This window comes from Ferdinandcohnia sp. GQ5, from assembly GCF_059759275.1.
The window spans coordinates 78,629-93,921 of the sequence record NZ_JCAXEW010000019.1 but is presented as its reverse complement, the minus strand read 5'-3'; the positions used below and the strand labels follow the sequence as shown (position 1 = coordinate 93,921).

Genomic DNA, 15,293 nt, shown 5'->3' with positions numbered 1-15,293 from the left:
GCTAAACACTTTATTGAACAATAGCTATGGAAGTAGCTCTAACAATGGCCTGAATTTTGTTGTCCAAAGATTATCAACTGCAGTCAAGGTATTTTTAGTTATTGGATAGCCATTTTTTATTTCTTCTTTAAACATCTTAATTGCTCTATAAGATGGATTTGTTTTTCTCATTTCTTTCACCATTTCATGATCTACTGTTATCATTTGGTCTGCTTGTTGTATAGCCATTTTTGAAGCAGCTGAATATCCCAAACCATTTACTGTAGCCAAATGACCATATCCCCTGCCGTCTTCAGCAATTAATAAGCTTGGTTTTCTAGTTCTAAGAAACCAGATATGTGCATGGAGTCTAAATCCAATGTGAATATCGATTTCATCGTAAAATGCTAACTTCTCAGCCCCGCCTGATAAATCTACGATATTCACCAATTCTCTATTCCAACTTGGATTTATAAGTTTTTCAAATCTACCACGATAACCATGAAATGTAAGATATACCTCACAAGAAAACTCTCTCTTTATTTTAAGCGCTAACGAATACGCCATTTGCCAATGACTTTTAATATGTGGCATAGAGATGGCTACTTTTTTTATCTTCTTTGGAAGGACTGGTTTCGTCCCAATTAAATCATAATCAAATAATGCACAGTCCCCAGTGGTTCCATAACAGTTTATCCCATTATTTCGTAGTAGATTTTCAGTCGTTATATCTCTACATGAAATCAAACCTGCATTATTCGCTTCATTTGTTGCACCAAAATATTGTATTAAATGTCTCTTCTCCTCTTCATCAAGTTTAAGATGGGTGGACTGTTTGATAGTACCTGGATAAGTACTCCAGCCAGCTCCTATTGCATATATGGGAATACCCATTTTTGGGGCATTTTCTAGAAATTGTGTTCGATTCTTTGGTGCAACTTTACTCCCGTTTAATGTTGGTCTTAATCCTGGTGCAAGCACGGCTTTATATTTTGAAAAGTCTTTTATTGCTTCAACTCCTTGATCAGGTAAACTCACAATATCGTAATCAATATCGTTTCCTTTTATTTTTGCTAATAAATTTACAAGGCTTTTACCTATCAAATCATCTCCTGAATTCTTTGAACCTGTACCAGGATAAGTTGAAAGAATTAAATACGACAATTCATTCCCTCCTTAATTGTGAAAATATTCATAGACTCCCTTAACGATTAAGATATTTCTTAACCATCCTATTCTTCTACTTATAAAATTGATTGGACTTATAACGATTGGATTTTCAATCCATGCGGTATCCTTGAGATTTTGCTTTCTTTGACCAACAAGATTTCTTGCGGTTTTGTAATTGAATTTAATACATTAGAATGTATGGATCGTTTCATTCCATTTTCGATTAAATAGATTCTGTTATTCGAATCTTTTATTAACTTCCCTTCAAAATTTGACTCAGGTGCTTGATATGGGAAAGTTCCAGTTAGTTTATAAACGGTGTTTGCGATATTCTTGCCAGCAAACATTTCCGGATAGGAGTAATTTTTAAACTCTCGAAGCTTTTGTATATATATTTTTCTGTATAATTCTGACCGAAAATATTCGTTTATCTTTTCTGCTAAATCTTCAGGATTTTCATAAGCAGATTCACCAATTTTCTCAAAGTAATACTGATCATCCATATTGTAATTCGTGCGATCTTTCATAAAGAATACTGGTTTGTTAAACAACATAGCTTCTATTGCAACAGTCGATAACTGTTGAACAACTACATCAACATTTTCTAGTAAATCATTTAATTCCATTTTGGTACTTAAATGAACAGATTTAGAAATCGAGGCTATTTGTTGATATTGTTTTATTTTGTTCCTTAAAATTTCCTTTGGATGGGGTTTTAGAATGATTTCGATATTTGGATTAAGCATTAGTTTTTCTACAAGCAATTGAAGTACTGCTTTATTTTGAATGGCATTAGTTGCAATTAAGACAATCTTTTTATTTGGATAAATATTAAATTTACTCAGAAAATTGCTTCTAGAAATGGGATGATGGGTGAAGATCCTATCAAAACGTGGATGACCTGTAATTTCAATCCTATCCTCTTTAACTCCTCTAGTTATATACCAATCTTTTTCGTACTCGCCAAAAACAGCATGCTTTGTAGCAAAAATAGGTAAGAAACCTATTTCATTCGCAATGATTCCGTGTTGGGTACAAATACTCGGAATTCCTTTCAAAGCTGCAACCTGGGTCAGCGTCCTGGTATACACCCCATTTGTGTTTCCGACGATTAAACAAGAAACAGGAACTTTTTTCAAATACTCTTCAAAGGCAATAATCAGTTCAATTATTTTAGGGATCGTATCTAGAAATCTACCCTTAAAAATTTCATGACTAAAGACAGGATGTTTTTTGAATTTTTCCAAAATACCATTTGCTTTTTCTATTATTTTGGCACTAGTAATATCACTACTTTTGTAATCGTCTAAATAATGAACATGTCCTATGTTCTGACGAATAAAATTATTGGTTATTTCCTTTTGTGGATGCAGGAATATACATTTTGTTGGATGAAAATATTCTAAGAATGTTTCAATCGGGAAGCGTAAATGATCACTTTTTCCTTGTAATATCAAGGTCTTTCCCTTATTGTTTCCCTTGTTCCTATATGTCGGCAACTTTAAATAGCGATCGAAAAAAGGTTGAATTTCATCCGAATGTTGGAACTGATTTTTTATATATGGGGTAAGCGTTTCGCTTTTCATGACTTCTCGAATGGCTTTATTTGTAAGATAACTTTGAAAGTTCCCCACCAGTGCCAAAGGAATATTTCGATAAGTCAAATTTTCGAAGGCCTCAACAAAATCTGCAAATAATCCCCAATAGTTACGGTAATAGATCGAATTCAATTTGCGTCACTCCAATAATTAGTATTCTTTCTAACATAAAGTGGATTTAATTAGAATAATAAGAAAGAACCTTATTAACTCCTTCAATAACATCATTTACATCTGTTTTAGACATTGTAGGAAATAATGGAAGACTAATAATCTCTTCATATAACTTCTCAGCATTTGGACATAGGCCTTTCTTGTACCCCAGTTTTTGGTAATACGGATGTAAATAAACGGGTAGATAATGAACATTTACGCCTATGTTTTCCTTTTGTAAGGCATCAAAAATTTCCCTTCGACTAGTACCCAAGTTTTCTAAATCTAGTCGAATGATATAGAGATGCCAACTACTGTCAATCCCATTTGGTAAGATAGGTATTTTTACCTCATTTTTATTCTCAAATGCTTTGTTATACATTTGGACATATTGCTTACGTTTTTGGATAAATGGTTCTAATTTTTTCAATTGGGATATCCCTAATGATGCCTGAATGTCTGTCATTCTGTAATTAAAACCAAGAAACTGCATTTCATAATACCAAGATCCGTGATATTCATTTAATTTAGTAGTTTCTCGTGTAATCCCATGACTTCTAAATTGAATTAGTTTTTCATAATAATCTTTTATATTAGTTGTAATGATTCCACCTTCCCCGGTTGTAATATGTTTTACTGGATGAAAGCTGAACATTGTCATATCACTAATTGAACCAATTTTTCTTCCCTTATAAGTTGCTCCTAATGCATGTGCAGCATCTTCAATTACAAGTAGGCCATGCTCTTTTGCAAGTGACATAATTTGATCAAGTTCAGCTGGCTGCCCTGTGAAATCAACTGGTATAATGGCTTTTGTATTTTGTGTGATAAGTGGTTTTATTGCTTCAGGAGATATATTGTATGTGTTAGGGTCAATATCTGCAAAGACTGGTATTCCTCCTAAGTAGCGGACACAGTTTGCACTGGCAGCAAAGGTCATTGATGTAGTTATAACTTCATCACCATCTTTAATACCAGCTGCATAACAGGCAGCATGTAAAGCAGCTGTTCCATTAGAAAATGCTACTGCATATTTTGCTCCAACATTATCAGCAATCTCTTTTTCAAACTTAGAAATAAGTGGACCTGTTGTTAAGAAATCACTCTTTAATACATTTGATACAGCTTCTATATCCTCATTGTCTATGAATTGTCTACTATAGGGTAAATAAGATTCTCGGACAGGCTTCCCGCCGTGTATCGCCAGTTTTTCTACCATTTTTCGTCACCTCCTAAACTAGTTTAGTATTTTTTATCCATTCCTCTGTGCGCTTAATCCCTTCTACTAAACTAATTTCAGGATTCCACCCCAATAGCTTTTTAGCTTTTTCATAGTTGCACAATAATTTGGGAATCTCACTTTGAGGATGAATATGTTCAACATGTTTGATTTGCGAAGAGTCCCCCGAAATTAATTTAGCTAAGTCATTAATACTGATATCTCGACCTAAACCTGCATTTACAATTTCACCATTCACCTTATTTGAATAACCTGCTAATACTACGAATCTGGCGCAATCTTCTACATAAAGTAAGTCCCGAGTTTGTGTTCCTTCTCCATAAATAGATAGAGGCATTCCTTGAAGTTTATTTTTAATGAAGATGGCAACAACTCCTCCTTCACCGCCAGTTTTTTGGAAAGGCCCATATGTGTTAAACGGTCGGATTACTACAGCAGGGAGACCGTATGCATAATAATATGACAACACCATATTCTCTGCAGCAATTTTGGAGCCTGCATAAGGAGAAGCTGGTTTAATAGGGTCTGTCTCCTTAATACCATCAAGATTCGTAGCTCGATCATAGACCATGCAAGTACTCATAAATACTAGCTTTACATTATATTGTTTGCATTTTTCTAGTATATTGAATGTACCAATCGTATCATTTTCAAAGGTAGTCTTGGGATCATCTATACTATCTTGAACATTAATACTTGCCCCTAAGTGATAACAAATATCAAATTCATTCTTAAATAATTTCTCAAGTAAAACCACATCATTTATGTTCCCTTTAATAAAGTCCTTAAAGTTTTTATCACTCATAAATTCTTCAAGGTTTTTTTCTCGTCCGTTAGACAGATCATCTAAAACCCAGACATTATGACCATCATTCAAAAGCTTCTTTACAACCCATCTCCCAATAAAACCCGCTCCACCTGTAACTAGAACATTCAAATCGTTTCATCCTTTCTAAATAAAATGTGTAAAAAAGCTCATCTTCTCATTTAACTGTTTTCGTAAACATGATTAGCTTATACTATTTCTTTCGGTTATGGCTTAAAGTCTTCTCAACGAAATGCGGAGGCGACTTGCACAGAAACGAGAAACTTGGCCACTACGACAAAGAAGCGTATTTGGCCTCTGAAGGAGGAGTTGAAATTTCTCGAGCGACAAGTCGCTGCTGTTCATGCGGTATCTCAAGTCACATGTTTTTCCGCTGGACTTTGAAGTTGCTTTTTTGAAAGAAACCGCACACGAAGAGATTGTGTATACATTTCGAGGAGTCGCCACTTTATAATCAAATCAACTATGTTTGTACTTTATTATCAAAAAGCAACAATCTATTAGAAAAATTGCCCTTCATTTTTTAGATTAATTGTTCATTTATTAGTAACTGCCGTAATTCCTCAATCGAGAGAGGATTTTGATTCATTGAACTATAGGTACCGTATTTGGCCATCTTTACATCTTTATAATTTAATTCTTTCTGATAGAGTCCTGGAATCACATACATATGTGGGAGTTCTAGTGCATTTTTGGATTCATCATATGTCATCAATTCCTCGTACATTTTTTCTCCCGGTCTTAATCCAATTTCTTCTATAGTTATTTCATTAACTTCTAAGCCATATTTTTCACATGTTTCCTTGACTACAACATCTGCCAAATTCCCTAATTGAATAACGGGCATTTTTAATACAAAAACTTCGCCCCCTTTTGCTTCTTGAAGAGCTTTTAATGTGAGTTCAGTTGCCTCACTTAGTGTCATCATAAATCGTGTCATTTTACGATCGGTAACAGTAATTTTTTTATTTTCTAAAATTTGCTCTTTAAACAATGGAATCACTGATCCTCTGGATCCCATAACATTTCCAAAGCGGACACTTGCAAAAATTGTATTTCTTTTGCCTTTACTATATTCAGCTGATGAAATTAATCTTTCTGCTGTAAGCTTCGTTGCGCCATAGGTATTAGTAGGTGAAATTGCTTTATCTGAGCTAGTAAATATCACCTTTTTCACACCCTGTGAATTAGCAGCTTTAATCACATTATAGGTACCTTGTACATTTGTTAAGACTGCTTCAAAGGGATTATATTCACAAGACGATACATGCTTCATCGCAGCTAGATGTAGAACATAATCAATATCTTCCATAGCAGTATATACGCGTTCATAATCACGTACATCCCCAATTAAAAATCGAACATTGTCCCTCATACCTAATTCGTTTTGAAAATGGAACTGTTTAAATTCATCACGACTAAAAATTCTTACAACACTTGGCTCCTCTTTAAGAATGGACTTAACAAGGCTTTTGCCAATAGTTCCAGTTCCACCAATGACTAAAATTCTTTTTCCTTTAAAGAACATCTCTATCCCCCTTCTTTCGTTCTTCCCAATGTTACTTTTTTGTGAAAATTCTTCCCTACTCTTCAGTTGAAAGACTTATATCGAATAAGTTTTCGTCGATTTTATAAATAATCACATTATTATTTGCATGTTCAATTACGTCGATTTTTTTAAAAAAGCTCCTGATTTGTTCCATTGTTAAAGTAGTGAATTTATAGGATTGTTTAAGATAATTGGAATCAGGTTGATAACTTCCTATTCTATTCAAAGGTTCATTATGAATGGTAAGTTGATTTAATAGTTGGATAATCTTCTCATATGAAAATTGATCATCCATAGCTCCATAAAACTTTGATAAATAAGTGTTGGCAGTAGGATTATGAGGTGTGTACGTACCACTGCTTGTGGTTATTAATTGTACATAGTTTATTATTTCTCTAATACTAAAAGCCTTTACACTTAAATTGTTCGGTAAATCTACATCATAAAACCCACTGGAAAAAGGTAGGTAAGCAATAACTGGTTTTCGAAGTAGAAAGGCTTCAATACCTGTAGTGCATCCATTATGAATGACGATCCGAGAAGCTAATATCCAATTAATCACATTCCCCTCGTGTATAACGTGAATATTTCTATAGTTTGAGAACTGTTGTTCATATGTTGAGAAATTCTCCCCAGGATGTGGTCGTATCACAATATTCAGGGCCGGGAATTCTTTGGCTAATTCTGTTATCATTATTAAGAAACTCTCAAGCAAGTTCTTCATGTCTTGAATTCTTGGATTCAATTTGTTATTTCTTAATCCTGTAAAATCATTGTAAAGAGAAAATCTGGTATTTATGAGTATGAAATCACCGTAATTTTCTTGGATTTTATCAGAACTATCTTTATATAGTGAGTTAAACTTTTCTTTCAATAAATCAAACCTCGGATTGCCTACTATATAACACTTTTCACGGAATTGAGGATAGGAATTAATGATGGTTTCTTCCTGAAATTTCCCCCAACAATATTCATGTGTAACATCCGTTAGCAGTTCATCACACATTCTACCTTTTACATATTTAGTAGTATCATGGATAATCAAACCCTCTTCATCCAATTCAACAATCATATGCCCATACTTTTTCGCATTTCCTACTACTCGTTTTCGATAGCGATTAGGATATCCTTTAGAAAAAAATATCCCATTTGGAAACACGAACGATGCTCTCTCCACTTTCGTGTGCTCCCCAATAATAACTCTATAGTTCTGCTTAACTGCGTAATAGGCTAATAGTAGTTTTGCATCTAATTCTCTTACCCTTGTTTCTACAGGCAAATACAGCCATTTTTGAACACGCTGGTTTTGTTCCACTCCTTTTCCCCCATTCACTGACAAGTACCAAGAAATTAGAAGTATAGATTTCACATATTGTTAAATTATGAAGTTAGGTATGGAAAAGGTGCTAGAAATCAATGTCCATTTTAAAACTAGTCTTTTATATCTTTAAGAAATAAATCGTGAATGAGTATTTACATTCGGTAAAATACGGGATTAAGAGAGACTTAATGATTGCAATCATGAATGAAAGAACATGACAAAATAAAAACCGGATACATAATCTCTTAAATAACCGATATATGAATAAAATGTGCTTTTTTCATAGTAGATTTGCCGTCTCAATATTGAGGGTCAGTTTATATAATTTAGTATTGAGATGAAAGGAGGAAAATTGATATGCCTAAACATCATCATCACGATCATGATCATAATCATGGGAATGGGAATGGGAATGGGAATGGAGGAATCGGTGTAGTATTTATTTACTGGAATTTTGATACTCAACAAGTTATTGAAGTTTTCAAAAGCCCAAATTGCTATGACACAGGTTGCCCACTCCTAGGACCTGGCGATTCCATTCTTGAAGCCCTTGCTTGTTTATACGCACAAGGATATCAACTTCAACCTGGTACAGTTGTTGTAACGAATGATGACGTAAGTGATGCAGAACGTATTGTACTGTACACTTTAGTAAGAGGAGTGAACTAAACATTTAATCATAATGAGAAACCAAGAAACAAAATTCTTGGTTTCTTAATTTAAGTTTCAAAACATTACGGATTTACCTTTTTTATGGACAACCATTTACTCAAACCCTTTAGTTACTGACTAAATACATATATAATAAAATGTTTCCTCTTACTCAATGAACCTCAGAAAAATCTAGGCTTTTTCATCAATTTACTTTTGTATAGGCATCCATACAGGCTATTCCTAGGGGAATTATATAGAATAATATCATGATATGACGTTTGTCTATAAATTTCATTGATTGGTGGGAATAGAAATGCATAATCCTAAAATATGGCTATCGGAAGCGGTCACAAGAATTCCTCAATCCAATATACCGGAACAGCAAAGATACAATCATACAACAAATCCAACTACAAAAAAAAAGCATTCGAGGGGTGATGAGTGGGATCAAATAAATCTTACCGAATTGTTAAAATGTCCTCATAAAAAGCTATATGAAGGTCAAAGCCGTTTTCAAAACATCCATGTTTTGGAAGCAAAAGAAATTCGAATGTTTTTAGATGGACAATTACAATTTAGTTCTCTGGATGAGCGGATTTATCATGAAGCATTTGTTCATATACCGATGTCACTCACGAAGTCACATGAACGTATCTTAATCTTAGGAGGCGGTGACGGTCTCGCATTAAGGGAGGTACTGAAATACCCTGATGTAAAACATGTTGATCTTGTTGACATTGATCCAGAAATTTTACGTATAGCCAGAGAGGTACCTGAAATTGTTTCGCTTAATGAACAAGCATTTTATGATAAACGTGTGACTGCCTATGCTGAAGATGCTCGAACCTTTTTACAGACCGACAAAAGGAAGTATGATTTAATAATCGTTGATTTTCCTGATCCAACGGATCCCGTTCTGGCAAGCTTATATTCATTAGAGATGTTTCAATCATTAGGTGATTGTTTAACAAGTAACGGTATGATTGTATGCCAGTCAAATTCTCCCGAGGATACTCCTATCGTGTATTGGAGCATTGGTCTAACTATGGAAAAAGCAGGATTTTATACTCAGGGCTACCATACCATCATTCCCTCATTTGGAGATTGGGGATTTCAATTAGGATCTAAAACCCCTTTAGCCACTCAACTAAGAGAAATTAATGTTCCATATCGAACACTACCTCCAAACCTAGGTAAGCTGTTTCATTTTAAAAGTCAGTTGTTATCTTATCGAGCAGAGGCAATTGTTAATCGTGAAAGTAAACCTCAATTAGATAAAATATTCCAAGAGGAAATTATTAAAGTATATTAAAAACAAATTGAAAAAAAGCTACCCTCGGTAGCTTTTTTAGTTAATTATGAATAATGTACCATCATTCATATTTCATTAAAGCTTATTTCAAATCGAAATTAGGTAAATATTTAGAATTAAAATACTCTATTCGTAATATCAATTAAAACGGTATTTTGATCTGTTTGTACCTTTCCTGTGTTTTTATTAACTTTAAGATAATATGGCAGTCGGAACATTTCCCTTAATCGACTAGTTGTTAAATAATCAGCTTTAGTTATCATAGATAAATTTTCGACTCGAACATTGCTTGTCGTAGCAAGACAAAATAACCAATCCTCTCCATCTTCTGGTTCAAAGTAATGGTATGGAAAAACGTTAAAGCCAGCTTTAAAGAGAGTATTATAGATACTCCATAAATACTCAGGGGTTGTATCCGCAGTAGAACACCCTACACTAATGGCTCCTCCTGTTTCTAAACGACTTTTTATTAGACTGTAAAACTCTAAACTAAAAAGACGAGAAAGAGAAGGGTTTTTATCCGTGGGCTCTGGGAGATCTACAATTATTACGTCCCATTTTGTTGTATTATTTTCTAAAAATTTTCTGCCATCTTTAATAATTGTTTGTACTTTTGGATGGTTCAACGACCCGTTATTAAATTGAACCATCCCCTTTAATTTTTTCCCGAAATAAACCATCTCTTTATCAATGTCTAATGTAACCACTTTCTCTACATCAGTATAAAGCAGAACTTCTCGGGTCGTTATCCCACCTCCACCTCCAATGTTCAAAACCTTTTTCCGGCTTCGAGCAGCAAGCATCGGAGCATGTACAATTGCTTCCGCAAATCTACGCTCATCAGATGTTGTACCAAACATCATATGCCCATTACTATAGATCAATAGTTCACCATCTTCTTCTACAAGTGCTATTTTTTGTGTCGGCGTCTTATAAGTTCGTAAAACTACATAATCACCATCAGGTTCTTCTTCCAAACTAATGTAGTCTCTAATAGAATCAGAATCCTTATAATTACTCATAACCACAACTCCTTGTTATTATTTGTCTTTTTTAAATGCTATTCATTGGATAATGTGGATGTTCGTAATATCCGCTCTTGTATCAATAATAGAGACAAATCAATTTGTTACACCCGAAAATAATAAAAATCGATTTTATACTTCTTTTATTGTGTATTCGCGTTTCTAATTTCCTATACTTCTAGTCCCTTCTTTTAAAACTTTTATCTTATCTGTTTTTTCCCAAGGTAAAGAAAGATCAATTCTTCCAAAGTGTCCATAACAAGCAGTTTGTAAATAGATTGGACTTCTTAGGTGTAACATATTTATAATACCTGCAGGGCGAAGATCAAAGTGTTGGCGAATTAATTCAACTATTTGGTTATCTTCTATTTTGCTAGTTCCATAAGTTTCTACTGCTATAGAAACTGGTGAAGCCACACCTATAGAATAAGCAAGCTGTACCTCACATCTGTCTGCAATACCCGCTGCAACAATATTTTTAGCAACATAACGTGCTGCATATGCTGCAGAACGATCTACTTTGGTTGGGTCTTTACCTGAAAATGCTCCACCTCCATGCCTTGCAAAACCACCATACGTGTCAACGATGATTTTACGGCCAGTTACTCCTGCATCCCCCATAGGTCCCCCAATTACAAAACGACCTGTTGGATTTATGAAATACTTTGTCTCATTGTCTATTAAATGTTTCGGAACTACATGTGGAATGACATGATGGTGCAGATCTTTTTTAATCTGTTCCATTGATACTCCAGGATCATGTTGCGTTGAAATAACGATTGTATCAATACGAATAGGCTTATAACCTTCGTACTCCACTGTTACTTGTGCTTTTCCATCTGGACGTAAATACCCAATCGTCCCATTCTTCCTTACTTCAGATAAACGTCTTACAAGACTATTAGATAAAGAGGTTGCTAATGGCATTAACTCTGGCGTTTCATTACAAGCAAACCCAAACATGATTCCTTGATCACCAGCACCGATCGCTTCAATATCATTTTCATTCAGCAATCCTTCGCGTATTTCTAATGCTTGGTCAACCCCCATTGCTATATCAGGAGATTGCTTATTTAACGCTACTAAAATTTTACAAGAATCCGCATCAAAACCATATTCAGGATTTGTATAACCAATGCTCCGAATCACATCTCTTACGACTTTTAAAAAATCAATCGAGCAGCTTGTTGTAATTTCACCGGATAGAACAACAAAATCCGAACTAACCATGGTCTCACAAGCTACACGAGCGTTAGAATCTTTTTGAAAAATGGCATCTAAAACAGCATCAGAAATTTGATCACACATTTTATCTGGATGTCCTTCAGTAACAGATTCTGTAGTAAATAAGTGTCTTTGTTTTTTATTCAATCTACTTCATCTCCTTCCAATTGAAACCACTACAGTATGCTACGATAAACCGAAGTATCATGCTTGGACTCCCATCTACTTTACATAAATTCCTACCTCTACGAACCAAAGGTATAGCAGACCATTTTCAAGTAAATAAGGACAACCGTACAATCTATTCCTTTCTATTCACATATCATGATGGAAATGGAAAAATGAGGGGAATGATGTAATTTGAACATGGAGGGGAAGCATATTATTATAGATGCTTTCGAATGCGATGCTGTATATTTAAACGATATTACGTATTTAGAAAAATTGTGTAATGAAGCCGCTTTAAACACAGATATGGAGGTCTTATATACTTACTTCCATCAATTTCAACCACAAGGGGTAACAGGCATGTTAGTTTTGTCAACATCACATATTTCCATTCACACTTGGCCTGAAGAAGGTTACGCCTCCTTAGATTTTTATACGTGCGGAGATCATAACCTTAACTCACAAGTTAAATTTCTACTACAAGGATTATCTTCAAAAAATGCAATGGTTTATAGTTTTTCACGGGGCGTTTCCTATCCACAAATTATTCAATGTAAAAACATACGATTTAACGACACTATGCTAGATGATACTGATTTACAACAAGAATAAGAAGCCTAGATGAAACACAATTGAACCAAAGCTACTCCTTTCTTGTCGCTGAATTTGACTTGTTCCTACTAAATTTGATGAAAAAATAGGGTAGTAAAAAATGAATACCAACTGCTATTTTTATACGGCATGACTTCTACTAGTCATGCCTTTATTATTTTTCTGCACTTCTATTAGATGATGGAGGAAATACTCTATGAAAAATGGTTAAACTTGCTGTTACTTCTGTCCACGCTATTTCAAAATACTTGCATTTAATATAATACGAGCCAAGAGGAGGTGTGATAATGACACGGAGATTTTATGAAAATGCTCGTTTTCCAGACTTTACAGAACGACTAAACGATACTGCAAAAAATCTTGCTATACAAAATAATTTTAACGAGGAATCTTGTGGGGTGACTGTGGTAGCTGAAAAAAGTCCCAATACTACTTTTATTGGTACGAATCCAATAATACAAATTGAAAGTGAACATGTTACTTTAGAAACCCAAGTTACCTCTAGGGTTGTTTTATTTATACCAGGATTTCATATAGATGATCACATTACAATTGTACTAAACGGAAACGAAGAAGACATTGAAAAAATAATGGTCTATGCTCTACTTGAGGATCCTTCTGGTGAAAATTTTCTTTCTACAGAAATAATATCTGAAAAAGAAAGTTAAGGACAACCTAACAAAAAAAGTAGCAGATTCCTTCTATGGAATCTGCTATACTTGTTATTTTGATTGTCTATTTTTCCCACATCCACATCCACCAGTGCTTTTTTTCTTTTTAGGTTGAGTTTTAGAAGATGTAATAATTCTTACTCCAGAGGGATTTTGCGTTCTTCTGTTCATATCTTGATTTCCTCCCTTAGTACATGTTTCTAACAAGTTATGAAGTTATAAATTAAATTGACACTACCTCTGGCTAATTTTTTAATTTATTGTTGTCATCCTTTTATAATTGTAGGTGGTTTTTCTATTTCTTTTTATCTTGGTCCCATTTATTATTAAGCGTTCTGTTATGGTGTTTAATCGCTTTTTGATTTTCTAAGTTATTTACAAACCACGAATTCAGGGATTGCTTTTTTCCATCCTGGCTAAAATGTATCTCCTGATTTTTTACTCCACCATTACTTTTTAGGATCATATTTTCTGTTTTTAACTCTTCAACTTGTTGTATTAATTCATTAATTTTTTGTTTTAATTCTGCTACCTGATCCTCCAGTATATGATTGTTATTACTTTGAGTGTTTTGGTTTAACTGAGCACTTTTTTCGTATTTCTTCAATCGTTCCTTATATTTAGATACCTCAGATTGGTAATGAATGAGTTTTTGTTTTAACATGATATTCTCATCAGATATACTTTTCTTCAAAGTACCCCACTCCTTTCCTCATATGATAAATATCTATAATATATGTAATTCAAAAAGCTAGGTATTTATACCACTAAGTTAAGATTTTCAGAGAAAATTCCGCTTTTGTCACAGAACATTTGACTATTAGATTCATACTATACAGTAGCCCCGATACCCAAAGGGAATATTATTTAGAACCAGCTCAAGGGTAAATATTTTTAAATAGGAGGAAAAAAGGTGAGTAGATTTAACCATAAAGAAACAGAAAAAGTTTGTATTAAAACACGTAAAGTTTATGACTGGATTACTCGTCAAGTAGAGGTTCCAATCATCAATATGGCTGACGATAAGCTTGATGCAAAGTTTAAGTGTAACAGCAGCCACGGCGGCGGTGGTGGAGGCAGCCACGGCGGCGGCGGCGGTGGCGGTGGTAAATCCGGTGGTGGTACTAATGATATTCAAAAACTTTGCCAAATTCTTGAAAATGCAGGAGATGATTTTACAGTAAATTGTTTCCTAAGTGATGAAGATGGACGTAGAATAGATCCTCGTATGGAAAGCGATGATTTTACTTGTAAGGAAATCTTACCTGCAAATGGTCGTACTCCGGTAACTGTTACATTACCAAATGGCGATACAGTAACACTTCAAAGAGTAAAAGCATTAGTTAAAGGTTTTGTAGCTGTTCAAATCGTTAACGACTATGGCGAAGTCATTTGCTCTTCTAAAGGGATTCCATTTGCAACTGTACAAAATTTCTTATTATGTGCTCCTGATGGAACTGATTTAGAATGTCATGTATCATTCTTTGAATGTGATGCTAACCTAATCTGTGCCCAAGATTTCCAACAATTAGATGTATCTCTTACTCTATGCCTTGAAATACAAGTTGAAGCAGATGTAAAACTTGAAATTGAAGCAGCTTTCTGCCATCCTCGCGATGAAATTTTGGAACCAGCACAACTTTGCCCAACAGACATTTTCCCGCCACAATGTCCTGAAATTTTTCCAGCATATTAGAAACTTAAAAATGTAGGGCTGTTGAACCATCCAACAGCCTTTTCTTTTTTTGTCTTAATTCATGAAATTAAAAATTCTTTTTAAAAAATATATGA

Annotated in this window: 14 protein-coding genes; 5 read left to right on the top strand and 9 right to left on the bottom strand. The window is 34.3% G+C overall.

The window, feature by feature from the left end:
• Window positions 1-24 precede the first annotated feature (24 nt).
• From AC6CHV_RS20785 to AC6CHV_RS20760, 6 genes are all read right to left on the bottom strand, one after another.
• Complete coding sequence (locus AC6CHV_RS20785; protein WP_341332289.1) at window positions 25-1,143, bottom strand: polysaccharide pyruvyl transferase family protein; 1,119 nt, start codon at window positions 1,141-1,143, stop codon at window positions 25-27.
• Between the two features lie 98 nt (window positions 1,144-1,241).
• Complete coding sequence (locus tag AC6CHV_RS20780; RefSeq protein ID WP_341332290.1) at window positions 1,242-2,879, bottom strand: CDP-glycerol glycerophosphotransferase family protein; 1,638 nt, start codon at window positions 2,877-2,879, stop codon at window positions 1,242-1,244.
• Window positions 2,880-2,925: 46 nt separating this feature from the next.
• Window positions 2,926-4,119, bottom strand: coding sequence for a UDP-4-amino-4,6-dideoxy-N-acetyl-beta-L-altrosamine transaminase (gene pseC / locus AC6CHV_RS20775; protein ID WP_341332291.1), 1,194 nt, complete (start codon window positions 4,117-4,119; stop codon window positions 2,926-2,928).
• A 13-nt stretch (window positions 4,120-4,132) separates the two neighbouring features.
• Window positions 4,133-5,077: an NAD-dependent epimerase/dehydratase family protein gene (locus tag AC6CHV_RS20770; protein ID WP_341332292.1), complete on the bottom strand. Its 945-nt coding sequence runs from the start codon at window positions 5,075-5,077 to the stop codon at window positions 4,133-4,135.
• Between the two features lie 412 nt (window positions 5,078-5,489).
• On the bottom strand, window positions 5,490-6,494 hold the full coding sequence (locus AC6CHV_RS20765; RefSeq protein WP_341332293.1) for an SDR family NAD(P)-dependent oxidoreductase: 1,005 nt from the start codon (window positions 6,492-6,494) through the stop codon (window positions 5,490-5,492).
• Window positions 6,495-6,549: 55 nt separating this feature from the next.
• A complete protein-coding gene (locus AC6CHV_RS20760; RefSeq protein ID WP_341332294.1) occupies window positions 6,550-7,830 on the bottom strand; it encodes a surface carbohydrate biosynthesis protein in 1,281 nt (426 codons plus the stop codon).
• Window positions 7,831-8,193: 363 nt separating this feature from the next.
• Here AC6CHV_RS20760 and AC6CHV_RS20755 point away from each other — a divergent pair, with 363 nt between their 5' ends.
• Window positions 8,194-8,505: a hypothetical protein gene (locus AC6CHV_RS20755; protein ID WP_121445349.1), complete on the top strand. Its 312-nt coding sequence runs from the start codon at window positions 8,194-8,196 to the stop codon at window positions 8,503-8,505.
• A gap of 298 nt (window positions 8,506-8,803) precedes the next feature.
• On the top strand, window positions 8,804-9,802 hold the full coding sequence (locus tag AC6CHV_RS20750) for a spermine/spermidine synthase domain-containing protein (protein WP_341332295.1): 999 nt from the start codon (window positions 8,804-8,806) through the stop codon (window positions 9,800-9,802).
• Window positions 9,803-9,918: 116 nt separating this feature from the next.
• Here the strand turns inward: AC6CHV_RS20750 and AC6CHV_RS20745 are convergent, their stop codons facing one another.
• Complete coding sequence (locus AC6CHV_RS20745; protein ID WP_498079606.1) at window positions 9,919-10,824, bottom strand: spermine/spermidine synthase domain-containing protein; 906 nt, start codon at window positions 10,822-10,824, stop codon at window positions 9,919-9,921.
• 165 nt (window positions 10,825-10,989) lie between these two features.
• Window positions 10,990-12,198, bottom strand: coding sequence for a methionine adenosyltransferase (metK, locus tag AC6CHV_RS20740; RefSeq protein WP_498079605.1), 1,209 nt, complete (start codon window positions 12,196-12,198; stop codon window positions 10,990-10,992).
• 219 nt (window positions 12,199-12,417) lie between these two features.
• On the opposite strand from metK, the gene speD reads away from it, so the two are divergent.
• Window positions 12,418-12,831 (top strand): adenosylmethionine decarboxylase, encoded by a 414-nt coding sequence (gene speD / locus AC6CHV_RS20735; protein WP_246006339.1) that lies wholly within the window; start codon window positions 12,418-12,420, stop codon window positions 12,829-12,831.
• A gap of 287 nt (window positions 12,832-13,118) precedes the next feature.
• On the top strand, window positions 13,119-13,499 hold the full coding sequence (locus AC6CHV_RS20730; protein WP_121445354.1) for a hypothetical protein: 381 nt from the start codon (window positions 13,119-13,121) through the stop codon (window positions 13,497-13,499).
• 298 nt (window positions 13,500-13,797) lie between these two features.
• On the opposite strand, the gene AC6CHV_RS20725 is transcribed toward AC6CHV_RS20730, so the two are convergent.
• Window positions 13,798-14,196 (bottom strand): hypothetical protein, encoded by a 399-nt coding sequence (locus AC6CHV_RS20725; protein ID WP_121445355.1) that lies wholly within the window; start codon window positions 14,194-14,196, stop codon window positions 13,798-13,800.
• 219 nt (window positions 14,197-14,415) lie between these two features.
• Between AC6CHV_RS20725 and AC6CHV_RS20720 the strand changes: the two genes are divergently transcribed.
• Entirely contained in the window at window positions 14,416-15,198 is a 783-nt protein-coding gene (locus tag AC6CHV_RS20720) for a BMQ_0737 family morphogenetic spore coat protein (RefSeq protein ID WP_498079604.1), read from the top strand.
• Window positions 15,199-15,293: the final 95 nt, after the last annotated feature.

What these genes read in the sequence shown, in the direction of transcription:
- pseC (WP_341332291.1), bottom strand. Translation starts at nt 4,119, where the DNA reads ATGGTAGAAAAACTGGCGATACACGGCGGGAAGCCTGTCCGAGAATCT.
- AC6CHV_RS20765 (WP_341332293.1), bottom strand. Translation starts at nt 6,494, where the DNA reads ATGTTCTTTAAAGGAAAAAGAATTTTAGTCATTGGTGGAACTGGAACT.
- AC6CHV_RS20755 (WP_121445349.1), top strand. Translation starts at nt 8,194, where the DNA reads ATGCCTAAACATCATCATCACGATCATGATCATAATCATGGGAATGGG.
- AC6CHV_RS20750 (WP_341332295.1), top strand. Translation starts at nt 8,804, where the DNA reads ATGCATAATCCTAAAATATGGCTATCGGAAGCGGTCACAAGAATTCCT.
- AC6CHV_RS20745 (WP_498079606.1), bottom strand. Translation starts at nt 10,824, where the DNA reads ATGAGTAATTATAAGGATTCTGATTCTATTAGAGACTACATTAGTTTG.
- speD (WP_246006339.1), top strand. Translation starts at nt 12,418, where the DNA reads ATGGAGGGGAAGCATATTATTATAGATGCTTTCGAATGCGATGCTGTA.
- AC6CHV_RS20730 (WP_121445354.1), top strand. Translation starts at nt 13,119, where the DNA reads ATGACACGGAGATTTTATGAAAATGCTCGTTTTCCAGACTTTACAGAA.